Origin of the sequence: Dawidia cretensis, from assembly GCF_018598175.1 — a bacterium.
GTDB classification, from domain to species: domain Bacteria; phylum Bacteroidota; class Bacteroidia; order Cytophagales; family Cyclobacteriaceae; genus Ohtaekwangia; species Ohtaekwangia cretensis.
The window spans coordinates 102,572-122,918 of record NZ_JAHESE010000014.1; the positions used below are offsets into that span (position 1 = coordinate 102,572).

Here is a 20,347-nt window from a genome sequence, read left to right on the forward strand (position 1 = left end):
CTATCCGCATGAGAACGCTTGTATTTTCGCCTTATTTATCGTCTTTATTTAATGCCGTGATGCTTGATCGGCTGCAGGAGGAAATTCATGCGGGAGCCGAGAAGCTTTATTTTCTGAGTTGTTTCCAGACATTCGACATCTGTGCGTTCAACAAAACGTCGGAGTCTTCGAATTGCTACTACTGCGAGGCTAACATTGTCAATTCGCTGAAGCTGGTGGAAGGCGACTACGAAGTGCTGCGCCTGGCGCAGCTGATAGCGCCTGAAGACCGCGTGATGGCAGACGACTTTTTCAGCAACGTTACCGACATCCGTCACGATCTTTATTTCGAGACGTTTGACGTGGGCGAAGCGGCGATATCGCCGTACATCACGCGTACGCGTGACAAAAACCTGGTGCGGGAAAATAAAGACGGTTTCTTGCGGCAGGTGTCGTACAACTCGCTGCTGGTATATCTGGGAGTGAAGCGCTTCCTGCAGGAGCATCAGATCGAGAAGGTTATATTCTTCAATGGGCGCCTCGACTATACACGTTCGGTTTTGCGTGCCTGCCAGGCGTTGTCGGTAGACTGTTACCTGTACGAGCGGGTGCGGCCAGGAGGTATCATCGAGTGTTTTCACAATGTATTGCCGCATACCATCGAGGCGCGGCAAGCGCTTATCGACGAGGCCTGGAACGATCCGGCGGTGCCACAGGAAGAGAAGATGCGCATAGGCTCGAATTACTATGAGCGCAAGCGTAAAGGCGAGGTGATCATTGCGCGCTCGTTTGTGGTGGCGCAGGAGAAAAACAGGTTGCCGGCAGGCATAGATTTCTCGCGCAAGAATGTCGTACTGTATAACAGTTCAGACGATGAGATTGCGGCTGTTGGCCCGATGTACAAGAATCCCTTCTTCGAAGGGCAGGAAGACGGCACGCAGTACGTGGTGGATTTTTACGGCAAGAATTTTCCGGAATACAATCTCATCATCCGCATGCACCCCAACCTGAAGGGACTCACGTATCACTATGTGGAGGTGATCCGGTCGTTGCACCAGAAGTATCCTAATGTTTATGTCATTGCACCCGAAAGTGAGGTAGATACGTATGCGTTGCTCGATACTGCCTGGAAGGTTATATCGTTCGGCACGTCGATGGGGCTGGAGGCGAGTTTCTGGGGTAAGCCGGTGGTACTGCTGGCGAAGGCCCGTTACTTCTACGCCGACGTGGCGTACGTGCCGGCAGATCGTGCCGGCGTCGATGCCTTGCTGACGGACGACCTGGCGCCGAAGGACAAGGCCAACCCGGTTAAGTTTGGTTATTATTACCTGAACGGGGGCACGAAGGCTCGTTATTTCTTTTCGAAAGGGTTGAACCAGAATTATTTCAAGGGGCAGCCCATGAAAAAATTTACGTTGAAACAGAAGTTGATTAACCGGGCCATTAAGGTATACACCCGGCTTACAAAGAAAAAGGTGGTGATCAGAACATTCTGACTAACAGGCGAACCAGGATTATGAAGAAACAACGCTTTGTATTTTTGATAGGATCGCTGAAGAAGGGCGGGGCTGAGCGCAACCTATCGCGGGTGGCTTCGGCACTTTCGGCCAGGGGGCATGCGGTGCACCTGATCCTGTTTGAGAAAAAGATAGAATATCCGCTCGATGCAGGGGTTCAGATTATCGACCTCGCCCTTTCGCAATACAAAAACAAGCTGGTAAAGCTGTTCATGATTTACTGGCGGGTAACGTCGACGGTATGGAGTATCCGACCACGGTATGCGTTGTCTTTTACACGTCTTGGTGGTCAGTTTCTGGCCAGCACACTGTACCCGCGGGTGATCACCCGCTATGACGCGTATCCGTTTTTCTTCAAGAAGCGGAAATGGATAACGTCCATGATTATGTTTAATTTACCGAATGTGCGCAAGGTGATCTGTCCTTCGTCAGAATTGCGGCGGCATGTGCGGAAGTACTATGTAAGGAAGTCAAAGCTGCACCTTCTCTATAACCCGGTGCCCGACGTCGCTAGTAGTACCTTGGATACGCCGGTGGCGACGTCACGGCCTTACTTTGTCGTGGTGGGCAGGCTTCATCCGCAGAAGCGGATCGAGGTGATTCTCGAGGCCTTCGCCGGCTCGGTTGCGCGTGCGTCGTACGACGTGATGATTCTGGGTGATGGGTATGACGAGGCACGTTTGCGCAAGCGCGCGGAAGAACTGGGGCTGCAGGACAGGGTGATTTTCAAGGGGTTCCTGGCCGATCCGTACCCGATGATGCGACACGCGCGGGCCTTGCTTTCAGCGTCCAGCAAAGAGGGTTTTCCGAATGTGCTGGTGGAGTCGTTGTTTCTGGAAGTGCCGGTGCTGGCGGCTGACTGCCTGACCGGTCCGAGCGAAATTATCGTGGACGGCGTGAACGGGTATCTTTTCCCCGTGGGCGACGCCGCCACGCTCAGAAAACAGATTGACTTGCTGGTGACGGATGAAGCACTGTACCAAACGCTGCGGCAACAAGCCAAGGGTTCGGTTGCGAAGTTTGACCAGGACCTGATTCTGAATCAATGGATGGAAGTTTTAGCGTAAATAAAAAAGATTATGAAGATACTGGATTGCACGCTTCGGGATGGTGGATATTATACCGAATGGGATTTCAGCAAGGAAGTTGTAGAGAAGTATTTCAAATCCTTTAATGATCTGCCGGTAGACTACCTGGAGATTGGTTACCGCAGCAACCCGATGAAGGAATATCTGGGTGAATATTTTTATTGTCCGCAATATGTGCTGGAGCAGGCTCACACCTTTTCGAACAAGAAGCTGGTGGTGATCCTGAATGAAAAGGACGTACGTGAAGAGCATGTACCGGCACTGCTGGCCCCATGCGTGGGCATAATCTCGATGGTGCGTATTGCGCTTGACCCCGAGCAGTTGTCACGCGCATTGGTGCTCGCCGAGGCCATTAAGAAAATGGGATTTGAAGTTGGCTTCAACGTGATGTATATGTCCAAGTGGAAGCAATACAAGGGTTTCCTGGACGAGCTGAAATATGTGGACGCGGTGGCGGACTATTTTTACATGGTCGATTCGTACGGTGGTGTGTATCCGAAAGACGTTATCGAGACGATGGATCTGGTGAAGCAACGTACGGCCTGCAAGATCGGTTTTCACGGGCACAACAACCTGGAGCTGGCGCTCATCAATTCACTGACGGCAGTAGAACACGGTGCGGCGATGATCGATGCCACCGTGACCGGAATGGGCCGTGGAGCAGGCAACCTGAAGACCGAGCTGTTGCTGACCGCGCTCAACGCACGCAAAGATGTGAAGGTAGACTTTAACGCGCTCAGCAACGTGGTCGACGCGTTCGAGAAGCTTCAAGAGCACTATAGCTGGGGTACGAACCTGCCATACATGGTATCGGGCGCTAACTCGCTGCCGCAGAAGGACGTGATGGAATGGGTGACAAAGCGGTTCTACTCGTTCAATAGCATTATCCGCGCACTGCACAACCAGAAAGAGAAGGTGGAAGACAACCAGAAGCTGCCGCTCTTCCAGCCGGCGAAGCGGTATGCCAAAGCCGTCATTATCGGGGGTGGTCCCAATGCACAACAGCACCAGGCTGCCGTGATGGAGTATATGCAGCGCAATAGCGACGAGATCTGCTTGATTCATGCCAGCTCTAAAAATGCGGGCAGCTATAAGGGCATCCGCGCAGATCAATATTTCTGTCTGGTGGGTAACGAAGGCCACCGCCTGGAGAATATCTTCCGGGGGGAATTGAGTCATTTCAATGGCCAGTGCGTGCTGCCGCCGTTTCCGCGTAAGATGGGTACTTATATACCGGAGGCCATCCAGGAAAAGAGCTTTGAGCTGGCCAGCGTAGACTTTACCGACAAGCTGCGCGACTCGCATACCGCGCTGGCGTTGCAAACCGCCTTGACACTGGGCGTTCAGGAAGTGTTGCTGGTGGGCTACGATGGCTACCAGGACAAGACCATTACTCAGTTGGAGAAAGGCCTCTCGGATGAAAACGAGTCGTTGTTTGATGCCTTTACGGCGTATGGCAAATGCCCGCTGCGCTCGCTGACGCCGACCAATTACAAAAACTTGCCGGTCGTATCAGTATATGCATATTTAGTCTAACGGCCCATGCCCGAAGCAATGAAGAAAGATATTTGTTTTTTCCTGCCCACGCGTAAAGGTAGTCAGCGCGTCAAATCCAAAAACACCCGGCCATTTGCCGGTGTAGAAGGTGGAATTCTGGCGGTAAAGCTCCGGCAGCTGATGCAGTGCCAAACGCTGCAGCGCATAGTCTTATCGACCAATGACGAGGAATCCATGGAAGTAGCCCGCCGGATGGACCCTTCTGGCGAAAGGGTACAGGTTATCGTCAGGCCCGATCACCTGTGTCTCGATACCACGGCACTGACCGATCTGATCGCCTACGTACCCGAGATCGTGACGGAGTCGCACATCATCTGGGGGCATACGACCACGCCCTTTATCGACGCTGCCGAGTACGACCGCGGCATTGCCTTGTACTATGAGAAACTGGCGGCAGGCTACGACTCGCTCATAAGCGTCATGCCGCTGCAAAACTTTCTGCTCGACGCCCAGGCCAATGTCTTCAATTATGATGCTGGCGCCAACCGCTGGCCCCGTACCCAGGACCTGCCGGTATTATACGAGGTGAACCATGCCATGTTTATCACCTCGCGGGAGATATACCGCAAGGATAGCAACCGGGTAGGAGTGAAACCATTTTTGTACGAGCAGGACAAGATCAAGTCTTTTGACATTGACTGGCAAGACGATTTTCTGATAGCCGAAGCGATCTATGATAAACTTTTCAAACTATAGCTGCCTGCTGTGGGATTTCGACGGCGTGCTGATGGACTCCATGCCCGTACGCGACGAAGGCTTCAAGCACGTGCTGGCGCCCTACCCGCAGGACCAGGTGGCGAAACTGCTGACATACCACCGCATCAACGGCGGCTTGTCGCGGTATGTCAAGTTCCGGTACTTCTTTGAAGAGATCCGGAAGGAGCCCGTGACAGAAGAGCAGGTACAGGCTATGGCGGCCGACTTCTCGACGGTCATGAAGCGCCTGCTACTCAACGAGCAACTGCTCATCAACGACTCGCTGGACTTTGTGCGCCGCCGGTATCGCGATATTCCCATGCACATCGTGTCGGGGTCCGACGGTGTGGAACTGAACATGATCTGCCGCAGCTTGAACCTCGCGCAATACTTTGTCTCCATCCACGGGTCGCCTACCCCCAAGACACAACTGGTAAAGGAAGTGCTGGTCGCGCATACGTATGATCCGGCGCGGACTGTGCTGATCGGCGATTCGATCAACGACTACCAGGCCGCCACGGCCAACGACATTGACTTCATCGGCTACAACAACGCCGAGTTTGATCATAATGGGTATAACTATATCCGGTCATTTTCAACGGTCTCTTAACCCACCTCCGTAACGATGCTTTTCAATTCCGTTATATTCCTGCTCTTCTTTGTCGTATTTTTCTTTTTGTATTGGTTCGTCGTGGGCCGCAGCATGCGCGCGCAGAACGTGCTGATCCTGCTGGCCAGCTACCTGTTCTACGGCTGGTGGGACTGGCGGTTTGTTTTCCTGCTCATGCTGTCGACCCTGATCGACTATTTCTTTGGCCTGATCATCCATCAATCGACAACGCAAGCACGCAAAAAGCTATACCTCTGGCTCAGCATTGTCAACAACCTGGGCATTCTGGCCTTTTTTAAATACTACAACTTCTTTGCCGGGTCCTTCCAGGAGTTCATGGCCGGCTTCGGACTGGAGACACATCCCTATGTGCTCAATATTTTACTACCGGTGGGCATCTCGTTCTATACCTTCCACGGCATGTCGTACGTACTGGATATTTACAATGGCAAGGTCACGCCGTTCCGCAACTTCATCGACTATGCCGTGTTCGTTTGCTTCTTTCCCCTGCTGGTGGCCGGGCCCATCGAGCGTGCCAACCACCTTTTACCGCAGGTAGCCAAGCCTCGCGTATTTCGGTACGAGCAAGGCATGGAGGGCCTGCGCCTGATCGTGTGGGGTCTCTTTAAAAAGGTGGTGATCGCCGATAACCTGGCCGTGGTGGTGAACAACATCTTCAGCGACTATTCCCACGAATCAGGCTCGACGCTTGTGCTGGGAGCGATATACTTTGCCTTCCAGATCTACGGCGACTTCAGCGGCTATACCGACATCGCCCTGGGCACTGCCAAGCTGCTGGGCTTCGAGCTGCTCACGAACTTTAAATTTCCGTACTTCTCACGCGATATTGCCGAGTTCTGGCGCCGCTGGCACATCTCCTTGTCGTCGTGGTTTCGGGACTATGTATACATACCGCTCGGAGGCTCTGCCGGCGGCCGCGGCCAGGCGCTGCGCAACATCTTTGTGATCTTCCTGCTGAGTGGCTTCTGGCATGGTGCCAAGTGGACCTATATACTGTGGGGCGCCTACCATGCGCTGCTATATGTGCCGCTGTTTATGATCAATACCAATCGCAAGCACACGGGCGAGATCGTGGCGGCGGACCGCTGGCTGCCGTCGGGGCGGGAGGCGTGGCAGATCCTGGTAACATTTGTGCTGGTCACGATCGGCTGGGTCTTTTTCCGGGCCGACACCGTACACGATGCCTTTTACTACCTGCAGGGCATGGGCCACAACCTGCTGTCGATGCCGGCATATGCCGACTCGTTGCTGCTGGTCGTGCTGTTTGTATGCCTTGACTGGCTGTCGCGGCGTGACGAGCGAAAGCCGCATGCGTTCATACCGGCCGTACCGTATGTGCTGGTGCTGACGATCGTGCTGCTGCTCTTTGGTAAAGGCAGCGAAAACAATATCGAATTCATCTATTTCCAGTTTTAGGACATGAACAAATTCCTGCGTCACCTCTTGCTTTGCCTGGGCATCCTGCTACTGGTCAACCTGGTATATGTTTTTGTGATCGGCGGCAACTTGCGGTCGTATGAAGAAAAATACCTCGACTGTCCCGAAGAGTTCCGGCTCCTGATCTTAGGCGATTCCCACTCCAACCGGTCGTGGGCCGCCAACACAGAACCTATGCGGTATAATTTTGCCACGGGTTCGGATAATGTGCGCGACATGCGCATGAAGTTCGAATACGCCGCCGCCCGTAATCAGTGGAAGGGTGAAAAGGCCGTGGTGCTTCCCTTTGAACCACACCTGCTGTCGGTATATCGCGAGACGAAGCAGAATAATGCCGCCAACCGCGTCATCAATAGTCCGTACCTGAACAAACATCTGGTATACTGGATGCCGTTGTTCTTCGATCCGAACACAGGCTTCGACACCAAGCGGTTCTTCCTGCAGTTCGGCAAGAAGCCGGGCGACCCCGACAGTGATAAGTTTACCCGGGCCCATGCCCGCTCGCGCGCCGCTGCGCAGTTTCCGGCCAGCACCGTCAGCCACACCCTGCTGCGCGAATACCAGGAGTTGATCGACCTGGCGCGAAACAAAGGATATAAGGTTATACCGGTGCGCTACCCGGTACATCCGTACTACGACTCACTCATACGACTGCGTCCGGCCAGCATATACCTGACCAACGTGGTGGACTCGCTGGCCAAAGCAAACAACCTGCAGGTGCAGGACTTCATGGCGCCGCTGGCCAATGCCGACTGGTATGTAGACCAGGACCACCTGAACAAAAAAGGTTCTGCCATTTTTATGGATTACTTTGCGAAACAATACGCGTATTAACCTGCGAGCGAACCTATCACTATGAAAAAAGTAATTCATGCGTTCCGGGGCCTCGTACTGGCGGTTACAAATATCCGTGTATTCCCGCTGCATCGGTTTCGCGGAAAGCGCATCGCCGTGGTAGGGCCTGCCAGCTCGGCGTTTAATACCGGCAAGGGTGCCTACATCGACGGGTTCGACATCGTGGTACGGGTGAACAAATCGGCGCTGACCGTAGATACCGGCAAACATGCCGTCGACATCGGCGCCCGCACCGACGTGCTTTTTCACTGCTTTCTGGAGAACATGCACAGCGGCGGTGGCAAGCTGGATTTTGAGATGTACAAACGCCAGGGCATTCAGGACGTGATCAACCCGCGCTATGAATGGACAGGGCTGCGCAATAGCTTTAACTTCTATAAAAAATACCTGGCGCCACAGCGCACCTATGTGCTGTCGCACAAGCTCTATGCGGACATCGACCGCTCCCTCGGGCAGTACCGGCCGACTACAGGCTACTCGGCCCTCTGCGCGCTGTTGGAGTCGGACTTTTCGGAGCTGTACATCACCGGCTTTACCTTCTTTAAGACCGCCTATGGCGACGGCTACCGCGACGACATGCAGCAGGCGCAACAGGCGCGTGACTTTATGATCAGCGTGGGCCTGCACAACCCCGATAAGGAGTACGAGGAATTTAAGAAGCGCCTGGCGCGGCACCCCGGTAAAAATGTGCAGCTGGATGCCGGACTGCGTGCGATACTGTCTACCCAATAAGCCGTTATGAAGATCATTTATATATCCGACTCCGCCATACCGTCGTCCAGCCCCAACAGCGTGCACGTCATGAAGATGTGCCAGGCGTTTGCCCGCCAGGGGCACCAGGTTACACTGCTGGCGAAGAATACGACGGCGTGCCGCCGTGACGTGCGTGACGCACACGCCTTTTACGCGGTGGAAAATATATTTGATATCAAGATCTATCCCCGCAAGGCTTTTCGCGGATCGGGTATGTTTTACAACATATTGCTGGCATTCAAAACGTTGACGATGTCGGCCGATCTGTTGTACACCCGCTCGATCACCGCGGCGTTTCTGTTGTTGCTGTATAACAAGCGTGTGGTGTTCGAAGTGCACGAGCCGTTTGAAGGAAAGGGGGTGCGATTGAGACGCATGTTCCGGTATATTCTCTATCATCGCAAACTTCAGAAGTTGGTCGTGATCTCGGACGCCCTGCGGCAGTATTACAAAAAGGAATTCGGACGTAAAGAGGAGGATATCGTCGTGGCGCACGATGGGGCAGACCTGTTTCCTATGACGGTTACACCAGCGCTCAGCGACCGTGGGCTGAAGGTTGGTTACGTAGGAAGCCTGTATCCGGGGAAAGGCATGGAAACACTCGTGCCGTTGGCCAAAATCTGTCGGGATGTGCAATTTCACGTGGTGGGCGGCAGTACAACGCAGATCAACGAAATCAAGGCAACAGCTTCTTCAAACATGATCTTTCATGGATTTAAATCGCAGCAGGAGCTCCCGGCCTATATTACATCTTTTGATATACTGATCGCGCCATATACCCGTACCGTGATTGTAAGTGAGAAGCAGGGCGCCAACAACCTGGCGCTGTGGATGTCGCCACTGAAGATATTTGAGTATATGTCGTCGGCCAGACCCATCATTACGTCGGACCTGCCCGTTATTCGGGAGATCTTGCAAGATGGTGTCAACGCACGGATGTGTCGGCCAGAGGTATTGGAAGACTGGGTACAAGCTGTGCGCGAGCTTCGTGACAACGACGCGTTGCGGCGGACGCTGGCCATACGGGCATTGGGCGATTTTGAAGACTATTACACCTGGGATAAACGCGTGGAGGAAATCCTGAAAGCGATATGAGGATTTTGTTATTGATACAAAAGGCGCAGCTGCGGGGGGCGGAGATGTTTGCCAGCCAATTGGGAAACCATTTGCAGCAGGCGGGACACACCGTATGGGTCGTAAGCCTTGTACCGGGCACCGCGACGCTGCCGTTTGAAGGCGAGATATATTGCCTGAACAGAACGCTCAAGAAACGGTTTGCCGACGTAGCGGGTTGGCGCAAGCTCGCCGCCTATATTGAAGAGATACGTCCCGACGTGGTTCAGGCAAATGCTTCGGACACGCTTAAGTTCGCCGTTTTCAGCAAACTGCTAACAGGATGGAAGGCGCCCTTGGTCTATCGCAACGCTAATAAAGCGAGCGACTTTATCAATAGCTATCCCAAGCTTGTCTTTAACCGGTTCCTGGCGCGTCGTGCGACGCATGTTATTTCTGTCAGTGAGATCTGCCGTCAGGATTTTATAAAGCTCTACGGCATTCCCGAGCGGAAGACAACCATGATTCCGATCGGTATTGAACGTGTGGCCATTCCGTCGGCACCACCGGCCGATTTGGCACACGTGTTCAACGGCGAGGCGCGTGTGTTGGTGAATATCGCCAGCCTGGTGCCGGAGAAAAATCACGAGGGTTTACTGCGCATCGCCCGGGAGTTGCTGAAGCAAGGCGAGAAAGTACGGGTGGTCGTGCTCGGCGATGGTAAGCTACGGCCCGTGTTGGAGGAGAGTATCCGCCAGATGGGCCTGGAGGGACAGGTACAACTGCTGGGGTACCGGCGCGACGTGCCGGCCATTCTGGCCCATGCAGATGCGTATGTGCTGCCCAGTCTCATCGAAGGACTGCCGGGTACCATCCTGGAAGCATTCTATAGTCGCGTCCCGGTTATCGCCTATAATGTCGGGGGAATCGGCGAAGTTGTGCAGACCGATCATACCGGCTGGCTCGTGGAGAAAAGCAACGAGGCCGGTTTTATCGTCGCGGTACGCCAGGCGCTGCACGATGCCACGCATACCGCTGCCATCCGGGAGGAAGCCTATCAACGCGTGATACGTGATTTTATGAACGAACACATTGCCGAGCGGTTCGCCCGGGTATATACGGCGGTGTGTAAACGAATATCCTGAATATGAAAAAGGAAAAGATACGGGTTCTGCATGTGATCAAATCGCTGGGCAGGGGGGGAGCTGAGATGCTGCTGCCGGAGACGTTGCGCCTGCACGACCGGGAGACATTCGATTTTCACTATATCTTCTTTCTTCCGTGGAAGACGGCCATGGTCAGCACCATCGAAGACAACGGCGGCAAGGTGACGTGCCTGCCTGCCGGGAACAATATACAACTCGTGCTTAAAGCCCGGGCACTGGCCCGCTATATACGGCAACATAAGATTGAGCTGGTGCACGCGCACCTGCCGTGGGCGGGTATCGTGGCACGGCTGGCGGGCAAAATGACCAGCGTGCCGGTGATCTATACCGAACATAACAAGCAGGAACGGTACCATGTCGCCACGCGGCTCATGAACCTGTCCACGATGAATTTGCAGGGACGGATCATTGCCGTTTCGCAGGATGTGGAAGAGTCCATTCGCAAGCATAAGCGGCACCTGAAGACGCCGCTTATGACCATTCTGAACGGCGTCAATACCGAGCGCTTTGTCCCGCATGCCACCGGCGGTGCGGAAGTGCGTGCGCAGCTAGGGATACCGGCCGATTCTCCGGTCATTGGTACGATTGCGGTGTTCCGGTTTCAGAAGCGCCTGGACGTATGGCTCGAGGTGGCCGCCAAAATCCTGAAGGATGCGCCACAGACGCACTTTGTGCTGGTGGGCGACGGACCGCTACGGCCGCAGCTGGAAGAAAAACGGTTGCAATTGGGCTTGGAGAAGAACGTACACTTTGCCGGCGTGCAAACGGAGGTTCGCCCGTACCTGGCGGCGTTCGACCTTTATATGATGAGCTCGATTTTTGAAGGCTTGCCGATTGCATTGTTAGAGGCGATGGCGTCGGGATGTGCCATTGTATCAACCGATGCCGGCGGTATCAAGGAAGTTATCCGCCAGGAAGAGGATGGACTGCTGTGTAGTGTAGACGAACCTATGAAATTGGTTAGTTTTGCACAGATTCTTTTGCGCGATGTGCCGCGGCGGCAGCGATTGGCGGCGCAGGGGCGGAAACGCATAGAAGAGTCGTTCAGCATGGAGACGATGGTGGCTGCGCTGGAGGAGGTTTATCACGATTTTGTGAAGCGATAAAGAGGTATTTAATCTATGATTATCCGGGAGGCTACGGAGGGTGATATTCCCTCGATTGTGGCGTTATTAAAGATAAGCCTGGGCGAAAGCCTGATGCCGAAGTCGGAGGCCTATTGGCGTTGGAAGCACCAGGATAATCCCTTTGGAGCATCGTTGGTGATGCTGAGCTGCGAAGGCGACACGCTGGTTGGTCTGCGTGCTTTTATGCGCTGGCAGTGGAAGGCCGACGGACAGTTGCTCGACGCTGTCCGCCCTGTCGATACAGCCACACATCCCCAGTACCAGCGGCGGGGTATCTTCAGCAAGCTCACCCAGGCTGCGCTCGAGCAAAGCCGGCAGCGGGGCTATCATTTTGTCTATAACACGCCGAATAAAAGCAGCAAGCCGGGGTATCTGAAAATGGGATGGAGCGAGGCGGGCAAGTTGCCCATCGATCTCCGTGCAGTGCGGCCCGTTTCGATGGCCTGCAACGTGCTGAGCCTTCGTCGGACTACACCCGTCGCAGGAAATGACCACTCCCTGGCCGGATACCTGGAGCATCCAGGGCTGGAAGCCCTGCTGAAGCAGCAGGACAGGTTCCACCCCGCGCAGATCGTTACCGCGCATACGCCGCGGTCGCTGGCATGGCGTTACCGCGATGTGCCGGTGGCGCGTTATTTCGCCTGTGGCGTGACACGGGGCAATACCCTGGACGCACTGGTATTTTATCGTATAAAGCCGTCGAAGGCAGGCAATGAATTTCGTATCACCGACGTATTTCTGAGCGACCAGGCAGACACGAAGCAGGTGCGCCGGGCGATTGCTGAAAAAGTAGCCCTGCACCGTGCAGATTATGTAACGATCTCGGGCGTTCATGCCCGGGGTATGGTGCAAGGATTGTTGACGGGGCGTGGAATGAAGATCGGGCCCACAGTAGTGGTGCGCGACCTGGGTGGTGACACGACGGCCCGCCTGCATGACTTCCAGGCATGGGCTCCGTCTGTAGGAGATCTTGAACTATTTTAAACGATGCTGGGGGGATTACTGATATTTGCAATAGGTGCCGTCATTTGCTTCGCGTGGATCGGAGCGATAAAGAAGCGGTATGCCTTTGTGGATACCGGCCTGCTCAAAAAAATGTACGGATACCACGTACTGCTCTCCCTGGTTTATTTTGCTTATATCGCCTTTAACCCGTCTGATTCGAAAGCGTACTACGAAAAAGTACGCTCGAATTTCCGCGGCGATACCTGGATGGATTTTTATGGGACCAGCACCACGTTTATCGAGTGGATAGCCTATCCGTTTATACACTACCTGGGTTTTTCGTTTTATTCCATGATGGCCCTATTTTCGATTTTTGGATATATCGGCTTTTTATACTTCTACGTTTTTTTCCGGGAGAACATTCGGTTTACTCATTATTTCATGGGGTATAATTTGCTTACCCTGACGTTCTTCCTGCCCAACCTGCACTTCTGGTCGTCATCCCTCGGCAAAGGCTCTATCATCTTTATGGGGATCGGCCTGTTCTTTTTCGGGATCAGCAATGTGCGCAAGCGGTACATCGCGCTGATCATCGGCGCAGTAGTGACCTATCACGTGCGGCCGCATGTGATGCTGGTGATGCTGGTATCGGGGGCCATGGGCTTTATCTTTTCCTCAAAAGGGGTGAGCGTGGCCGTGCGTGTAACATTTTTACTGGGAGCATCCGTAGCCTTCTTTTTTATCTACCGCGATGTGCTGAGCCTGGTCGGGATCGATGAGGAGCAATTTCTGACGCAAGGGCTGGATATGACGGGCCGCGCAAGCAAGTTGACAAAGGCGGCATCGGGCGTCGACATTACGCAGTATAGCCTGCCCATGCAAGTCTTTACCTTTATGTACCGGCCGTTGTTTGTCGATGCGCCGGGCGCGCTGGGGCTGATTGTTTCATTCGAGAACGTCTTTTATGTTATCATGTCCTGGAAGGTGGTTGGCAACCTGCGTGGTTTGCGGTTTCTGTTCACGGGAAACTTTCTAGTCAAGTCGGCCTTTTTAAGTCTGATGACGATCTCCATTGCGCTGGCGCAGATCGCGGGTAACCTGGGCCTGGCCATGCGGCAAAAAAGCCAGGTCATGATTTTGTTGATGTTTGTCGTACTGGCCTTTCTGGATAGTCAGCGGCAACAGGTGTGGCGGGCACAGCAATTACAACGGTTGCGCACCGAGCGCATGAAAAAAGGTAGTGTTCCATCTTCTGCATGAAAAACGGATTATTTACAATCTCACTGGATTTTGAGCTCCACTGGGGCGGCTTTGAAAAGTGGCCGTTGCAGCAGTATCGCCAATACTTTTTGAATACCCGCAAGACCATTCCCTGGATGCTGCGGACTTTTCAACAATACGACGTGCACGTCACCTGGGCGACGGTCGGGATGCTGATGCACACCACCCGCCAGGAGGCCGAGCGTCTCCATCCCACCGAGCGGCCGGCGTACGTGCAGCCGGCGCTGTCGGCATATCACTACATTCAGCAATCGGGTCTCGGCGAGGATGAGTCCACCGACCCGTTTCACTTTGCCGCGTCGCTGGTCAAAGAGATATTAAACACACCTCACCAGGAACTGGGATCACACACCTTTTCGCATTATTACTGCAATGAAGCGGGCCAGACTATAGCACAATTCCGGGCCGACCTGCAGGCCGCCCAACGCACCGCAGCCTTGTACAACACACGCCTGACGTCGCTCGTCTTTCCACGCAACCAGTTTAATGAAGACTACCTGCGGGTATGCTATGAAGAAGGCTTCACGGCCGTACGCGATAACCCGCGCGACTGGTTCTGGAACATTCGCAGCACCCAGAACGAGTCGCGATGGAAACGACTCAACCGGGGCGCGGATGCATATATACCGCTGGGAAGAAAAAATACCTACGACTTGGCGAGCCTCCCCGTGCAGCCGGGCCTGCCGCTTTGTCTGCCGGCCAGCCGCCTGCTGCGCCCCTACGATCCGGGCGAGTATTTCCTGAACGACATGAAGATCAATCGCATTTGCCGGGAGATGGAACGGGCGGCACGTAACAACGAGGTCTATCACCTGTGGTGGCACCCACATAACTTTGGCAACTATCCCGAGCAAAGTATGAATGGCTTGGAAAAGATCCTGCAACATTTCGACTATTGCCGCAAGCGCTATAACATGAGCAGTCTGACGATGGGGGAGACGGCAGACCTTATTTACCAGATACATGGAAAAGATCAGACTGCTTAGAATCACTACCGTTCCGATTTCGCTACATGTTTTACTGCGGGGACAGTTCCGGTATATGCTGGCGCATGGCTTCGATGTGCACACGATGAGCGCGCCGGGCAAAGAGACACAGGACGTCTTACAAGAAGGTGCCAAACATCACGTGGTACCGATGACGCGCAAGATTACGCCATTACAAGATTTGGTTTGCCTCTGGCAGATGATCCGCATCATGCGGCAAACCCGTCCTCACATTGTGCATACCCATACCCCCAAAGCCGGCCTGCTGGGCATGCTGGCGGCGTGGCTTTGCCGCGTACCGGTGCGCATGCATACCGTGGCGGGCTTGCCGCTGATGGAAGCAACCGGGATAAAACGCGCTATACTGGAAATTGCCGAAAAGGTTACCTACGCTTGTGCGCACCGGGTATATCCCAATGCCGGTGGGTTAAAGGATTTTATCGAGCAGTCTTTGCGCGTATCGCCGCGAAAGCTGACGATCATCGGGCGGGGGAGCACCAACGGCATCGATACATCGGTTTTTAAACGTACGCCGGTGATGGCGGCCGAAGCCGTGGCCATCCGCCAGCGGTACGGCATTCAGCCGGAAGATGTAGTCTTTTCTTTTGTGGGACGCATTGTCCGGGACAAAGGCATCGGCGAATTGATACGCGCATTCCGGCGGCTGTCGGATACTTCTTCGGAACGCCTCTTCCTGTTGTTGATCGGTTCCTTTGAGCAGGATTTGGATCCGCTTACGCCAGAGGACTACGCTTTTTTGCAGCAAGACCCACGCGTGATACTGGCGGGTTTCCAAAATGATGTAAAGCCCTGGATCATGGCCTCGGATGTGTTTGTGTTTCCCAGCTACCGCGAAGGGTTCCCCAACGTGGTCATGCAGGCATGCTGCCTGGAAGTGCCGAGTGTTGTTTCCGATATCAATGGCTGTAACGAGATCATCCGTCAGGGCGAAACCGGGTTGATCGTCAAACCAAAAGATGCCGAAGCGCTGTATACCGGCATGCATAGGTTGATGCGCGATGTGACCCTGCGCCAGGCCTTTTCGGTCGCGGCACGGGAGTATGTGGTCGCCAATTTTGATCAACAATATGTCTGGACGGCCCTGCGGGAGGAATATTATCGTCAGGTAGCACATCAAAAAGTTCCGCTGTTGGGTGCATCCGCTTAACTTCGCCGTAAATTACGAGTTACGTGTACCGAGCTGTTATCAAACCTTTATTTGATGTTTTTGTCGCGTTCGTGAGCCTGCTGCTGGCCTCGCCGCTAATCCTGGGATCGATGGTGGCGCTGGCCATCGTGAACCGCGGCAAAATTTGGTTTCTGCAACCGCGCCCCGGCAAGGGGGGAAGGATCTTTACCGTCATCAAGTTCAAAACCATGACCGATGCGCGCAATGCGCAGGGCGCATTGCTGCCCGATGCCGACCGGCTCACGGCGGCTGGCCGCTTTATACGGAAAACGTCGCTGGACGAGCTGCCGCAGTTAATGAATGTTTTGAAGGGTGATATGTCACTGGTGGGGCCGCGCCCGCTGCTGGTCGAATACCTGCCGCGGTATAGTGCCGAGCAGCGCCGCCGACACGATGTACGGCCGGGCATTACGGGTTGGGCGCAGGTAAACGGACGCAACGCCATTGCATGGCAGCAGAAGTTTGCCTACGATGTGTGGTATGTAGACAATCTATCCGCGGCATTAGACATTAAAATCTTATTTTTAACGGTCATGAAAGTATTCAAGGCCGAGGGCATCAGCAGCGATACGTCCGTGACCATGGAAAAATTTATGGGCAATGACTAACGTGATCATACAAGGCGGTGGCGAGCACGCCCGCGTCGTGCTGGATTGTCTGCAGGCGCAAGGACTGCAGGTGAAGGCCTTGTTCGATCCCAACTATAGTGGCGACCTGTGGGGCGTGCCGCAGCGTGGCGTATACGATCCGTCGTTTATGCCGGACGCCCGCGCGTTGATCGCCATCGGAAATAACGGGGTGCGTAAGCGTGTGGCGGCCATCACCCGGCATGGCTATACCAATGCCGTCCATCCTTCTGTCATTGCATCGCCCCGCGCTTCGTGGGGTGAAGGCAATATGATCTTGCACGGGGTCATCATCCAGGCACAGGCCCGGATCGGTAATCACTGTATTCTCAACACCGGGGTGCGTGTAGACCACGATTGCATCATCGACGACTATGTACACATTGCCCCCGGTACCGTTCTCTGCGGCACGGTAACGGTCGGCGAAGGTACGTTTATCGGTGCCGGGGCCGTGGTGATCCCCGGACGGAAAATAGGAGCCTGGGCAACGATTGGCGCGGGCGCCGTGGTCACACGCGATGTACCCGACTATGCCGTCGCCGTCGGAAATCCCGCCCGGGTCATCAAGTATACTAACGTAGCATGAAAAAGCCACTGCTCATATACGGGGCCGGGGGCCTGGGCCGCGAGGTCATGTCGCTGCTGCTGGCGTTGCCGGAGTGGTCACCCGAAGGTTTTTTGGATGACAACGTACCTGCCGGGCAGGTAGTGATGCACGGGTTGGTGGTAAAAGGCGGACTGGAATTTCTGAACCTCTACCCGGGACCGATCGATGTCGTGATTGGCATTGGCGATCCGCATAGCAAGGCGGCGCTCGTGCGCAGTATTGTCAATCCGCATGTACGGTACCCGATCATTATTCACCCCGCGGCGATCTTACAAAACCGGGCCGCGATTCAGTGCGGCGTAGGCTGTATAATTACCGCCGGCTGTATACTGACGACGGACATCACCCTGGGTAATCATGTATTGCTGAATCTGAATGTTACCGTCGGGCACGATGCCGTGCTCGACGACTATACCTCTGTCATGCCCGGGGTAAATATCTCCGGAAGAGTAAAGATCGAAGCCTCGACCTTTATCGGATCGGGCGCCAACGTGCGCAATAATGTTGTTGTTGGCGCAGGCAGCGTGGTAGGCATGGGGGCCGTGGTCGTGCGTGACGTACCGGCCGGTATAACCGTGGCCGGTGTACCCGCTAAACCCCTGGTGCGATGAAAAACTTTTCGTTTGCCGAGTTCCGTCCTACCATCTTTTTTCTGCTGCGCTTTGTCGGCTTGTATGTGCTGACGAACATGCTGTACGGCGTTTATATTACGGCGTACCATCCAAAGCCCGATCCCATTACCCATACCGTCACGGTGCAGACTGCGGCCGTGTTGCGTGCGACGGGTTGGAACGTCACGACAGAAGACCATTATCGTCAGCCGATTACCAACCTCACATTTGAAAAGCAAGCGATTCTGGCAGTGTATGAGGGCTGCAGCGGCGTCAACGCAATGCTGATGTTCCTGGCCTTCATCGTAGCGTTCGGCCCCTGGCGTAAACAAATGTTGTGGTTTATACCCATGGGAATCGTGGTGGTCCACCTGATGAACCTGGTGCGCATCAGCCTGCTATTTTTTGTATCTCGGTTTCTGCCCGACGCCATGTACTTTGTGCACAAATATCTCTTCACGGCATTTCTTTATGCGGTGATCTTCGGGCTGTGGCTGATATGGATCCGGAAATTTACCCGGCAGACGGCCCATGCCTAAACAGGACCTGACAGCACGATGGTTGATCGGCGTGGTTTGCGGCGCCGGCCTGGTGCTGGTCTTTTTGTTTCAACGCCTGGATGTCGCGGGAGCGTTGCAATTGGCGACGGTGCCCGTGCACAAATTCCTGATCAACCGCACGGTGCGATTCCTGTTGAATGACCTGTTGGCCATCGGGCTGTTGTACGCATTGTTTTACGAACGCAAGTACGTCGTCTTTGCACTCTGGACGCAGCTGGCCGGCACAGCTTTGTTTTTAGTGCCATACTTTGTCCTGAAGCTATACTTTCCGTCATACAATGGCCCGCTGATCTCGTACCTGCACCGGCTCATTCTGAATCCCACGTTGCTGTTGTTGCTGATCCCGGCTTTTTACTACCAGCGTAACCGATCGGTATGACGCTTTTACACACACACATAGCCGTATTTGGTCTTTAAATCCATATATTTGCAGGTCCGCAGCCGCGGTGGCAAGGACACTCTGTCTATTATTGATATAACGAAGATGAAGGAAAAAATATGGTTGTCGTCTCCACACATGGGAGGAGCGGAGGTCAGGTATGTACAAGAGGCGTTCGACACCAACTGGATCTCGCCCGTAGGCCCGCACATCGCGGCCTTTGAAGAGGCACTTGCTAACTATAATGATATTTCCCATTGTGCAGCCCTGAGCTCGGGTACAGCGGCCATTCACCTGGCCCTGATTATTTTGGGTGTCAAGGCTGGCGACGAGGTGATCTGCTCGTCCTTTACGTTCTCTGGTTCTTGTAACCCCATTGCTTACCAGGGCGCGGTACCGGTCTTTGTGGATTCCGAGCGACTGACCTGGAACCTGGACCCCGTACTGCTGGAAGAGGCGATCCTCGACCGCCAAAAGAAAACCGGCCGTAAACCAAAGGCGATCATTGCCGTGCACCTGTACGGCATGCCGGCACAGATCGAGGCCATCATGGACGTTGCCCGACGGCACGAAATCCCCGTCATTGAAGACGCGGCGGAGGCCCTTGGATCGACATACCAGGGTAAGAAATTGGGCACCTTCGGCGACATGGGCATTTATTCCTTTAACGGGAATAAGATCATTACAACCTCCGGCGGCGGCGCGCTGGTAGCCCGCAACGCGGCGTGGATTCAGCAGGCTAAATTCCTGTCCACCCAGGCGCGTGATCCTGCGCCGCACTATGAGCATAGCCATATTGGGTTTAATTATCGCCTCAGCAATGTTTGCGCGGGGATTGGCCGGGGCCAGATGGAAATCCTGGATACTCGCGTCGGGCAAAAACGAAAGATTTACAACATGTATCGCAAGGCTCTGGAAAATATTCCCGGAATCGGATTTTTACCGGAGCCGGCGGGATATTTTTCGAACCGCTGGCTGACGACTATTCTTGTCGACGAACAGCAGGCCGGTTTCTCTGCGGAGACTATTCGCCTGGCTTTAGAGGCTAAAAACATCGAAAGCAGGCCCCTTTGGAAGCCTATGCACGTGCAACCGGTGTTTAAGAACGTTCCTTCGTACAGTACCGGCGTATCGGAAGAACTGTTCCGCGCGGGACTTTGCCTCCCGTCGGGCACTAACACGACTGAGGATCAATATTTGCAGATTATGGAAACCATCCTGAAGTTACAGGTTACAAATCCTGCACTCAGCTGATCCAGATTGAGTTTATAATCGGGAATTTTCCATAATTTTGCACTAGTGGC

21 protein-coding genes are annotated in these 20,347 nt (G+C 54.2%); all 21 read left to right on the forward strand.

All coding sequences use genetic code 11. From position 1 onward, the window contains the following. Positions 1-8: 8 nt before the first annotated feature. Entirely contained in the window at positions 9-1,475 is a 1,467-nt protein-coding gene (locus KK062_RS15175) for a capsular polysaccharide export protein, LipB/KpsS family (RefSeq protein ID WP_254085165.1), read from the forward strand. Between the two features lie 20 nt (positions 1,476-1,495). Next, positions 1,496-2,563 (forward strand): glycosyltransferase, encoded by a 1,068-nt coding sequence (locus KK062_RS15180; RefSeq protein ID WP_254085166.1) that lies wholly within the window; start codon positions 1,496-1,498, stop codon positions 2,561-2,563. Between the two features lie 12 nt (positions 2,564-2,575). Continuing rightward, positions 2,576-4,120, forward strand: coding sequence for an aldolase catalytic domain-containing protein (locus KK062_RS15185; protein WP_254085167.1), 1,545 nt, complete (start codon positions 2,576-2,578; stop codon positions 4,118-4,120). 6 nt (positions 4,121-4,126) lie between these two features. Next, positions 4,127-4,837 (forward strand): acylneuraminate cytidylyltransferase family protein, encoded by a 711-nt coding sequence (locus KK062_RS15190; protein WP_254085168.1) that lies wholly within the window; start codon positions 4,127-4,129, stop codon positions 4,835-4,837. Continuing rightward, entirely contained in the window at positions 4,815-5,447 is a 633-nt protein-coding gene (locus KK062_RS15195) for an HAD family hydrolase (protein WP_254085169.1), read from the forward strand. The genes KK062_RS15190 and KK062_RS15195 overlap by 23 nt, the downstream gene beginning before the upstream one ends. Positions 5,448-5,462: 15 nt before the next feature. Next, positions 5,463-6,884, forward strand: coding sequence for an MBOAT family O-acyltransferase (locus KK062_RS15200; protein WP_254085170.1), 1,422 nt, complete (start codon positions 5,463-5,465; stop codon positions 6,882-6,884). A gap of 3 nt (positions 6,885-6,887) precedes the next feature. After that, positions 6,888-7,739 (forward strand): SGNH/GDSL hydrolase family protein, encoded by an 852-nt coding sequence (locus KK062_RS15205; protein WP_254085171.1) that lies wholly within the window; start codon positions 6,888-6,890, stop codon positions 7,737-7,739. A 21-nt stretch (positions 7,740-7,760) separates the two neighbouring features. Further along, entirely contained in the window at positions 7,761-8,492 is a 732-nt protein-coding gene (locus KK062_RS15210) for a glycosyltransferase family 29 protein (RefSeq protein WP_254085172.1), read from the forward strand. A gap of 6 nt (positions 8,493-8,498) precedes the next feature. After that, positions 8,499-9,608, forward strand: a complete 1,110-nt coding sequence (locus tag KK062_RS15215; protein ID WP_254085173.1) for a glycosyltransferase family 4 protein — start codon at positions 8,499-8,501, stop codon at positions 9,606-9,608. Beyond that, positions 9,605-10,711: a glycosyltransferase family 4 protein gene (locus KK062_RS15220; protein ID WP_254085174.1), complete on the forward strand. Its 1,107-nt coding sequence runs from the start codon at positions 9,605-9,607 to the stop codon at positions 10,709-10,711. Before KK062_RS15215 ends, KK062_RS15220 begins: the two co-directional genes overlap by 4 nt. 2 nt (positions 10,712-10,713) lie before the next feature. Continuing rightward, positions 10,714-11,838 carry a glycosyltransferase gene (locus tag KK062_RS15225; RefSeq protein WP_254085175.1) on the forward strand — a complete coding sequence of 375 codons (1,125 nt, stop codon included), beginning with the start codon at positions 10,714-10,716 and terminating at the stop codon, positions 11,836-11,838. Between the two features lie 15 nt (positions 11,839-11,853). Next, positions 11,854-12,843, forward strand: coding sequence for a GNAT family N-acetyltransferase (locus KK062_RS15230; RefSeq protein WP_254085176.1), 990 nt, complete (start codon positions 11,854-11,856; stop codon positions 12,841-12,843). A gap of 3 nt (positions 12,844-12,846) precedes the next feature. Next, on the forward strand, positions 12,847-14,064 hold the full coding sequence (locus KK062_RS15235; protein ID WP_254085177.1) for a hypothetical protein: 1,218 nt from the start codon (positions 12,847-12,849) through the stop codon (positions 14,062-14,064). Next, positions 14,061-15,071 (forward strand): polysaccharide deacetylase family protein, encoded by a 1,011-nt coding sequence (locus KK062_RS15240; protein ID WP_254085178.1) that lies wholly within the window; start codon positions 14,061-14,063, stop codon positions 15,069-15,071. Before KK062_RS15235 ends, KK062_RS15240 begins: the two co-directional genes overlap by 4 nt. Then, positions 15,049-16,239 carry a glycosyltransferase family 4 protein gene (locus KK062_RS15245; RefSeq protein ID WP_254085179.1) on the forward strand — a complete coding sequence of 397 codons (1,191 nt, stop codon included), beginning with the start codon at positions 15,049-15,051 and terminating at the stop codon, positions 16,237-16,239. The genes KK062_RS15240 and KK062_RS15245 overlap by 23 nt, the downstream gene beginning before the upstream one ends. 23 nt (positions 16,240-16,262) lie before the next feature. Then, positions 16,263-16,868: a sugar transferase gene (locus tag KK062_RS15250; protein WP_254085180.1), complete on the forward strand. Its 606-nt coding sequence runs from the start codon at positions 16,263-16,265 to the stop codon at positions 16,866-16,868. Continuing rightward, positions 16,861-17,472 (forward strand): acetyltransferase, encoded by a 612-nt coding sequence (locus KK062_RS15255; RefSeq protein ID WP_254085181.1) that lies wholly within the window; start codon positions 16,861-16,863, stop codon positions 17,470-17,472. The genes KK062_RS15250 and KK062_RS15255 overlap by 8 nt, the downstream gene beginning before the upstream one ends. Continuing rightward, the gene (locus tag KK062_RS15260) at positions 17,469-18,104 is read left to right on the forward strand and encodes a NeuD/PglB/VioB family sugar acetyltransferase (protein WP_254085182.1); all 636 of its coding nucleotides are present in this window, start codon (positions 17,469-17,471) and stop codon (positions 18,102-18,104) included. The genes KK062_RS15255 and KK062_RS15260 overlap by 4 nt, the downstream gene beginning before the upstream one ends. Further along, a complete protein-coding gene (gene xrtF, locus KK062_RS15265) occupies positions 18,101-18,643 on the forward strand; it encodes an exosortase family protein XrtF (protein ID WP_254085183.1) in 543 nt (180 codons plus the stop codon). The genes KK062_RS15260 and xrtF overlap by 4 nt, the downstream gene beginning before the upstream one ends. Continuing rightward, positions 18,636-19,043 carry an exosortase F system-associated membrane protein gene (locus KK062_RS15270; protein WP_254085184.1) on the forward strand — a complete coding sequence of 136 codons (408 nt, stop codon included), beginning with the start codon at positions 18,636-18,638 and terminating at the stop codon, positions 19,041-19,043. The genes xrtF and KK062_RS15270 overlap by 8 nt, the downstream gene beginning before the upstream one ends. A 105-nt stretch (positions 19,044-19,148) precedes the next feature. Then, positions 19,149-20,297 carry an aminotransferase class I/II-fold pyridoxal phosphate-dependent enzyme gene (locus tag KK062_RS15275; RefSeq protein ID WP_254085185.1) on the forward strand — a complete coding sequence of 383 codons (1,149 nt, stop codon included), beginning with the start codon at positions 19,149-19,151 and terminating at the stop codon, positions 20,295-20,297. Positions 20,298-20,347 lie beyond the last annotated feature (50 nt).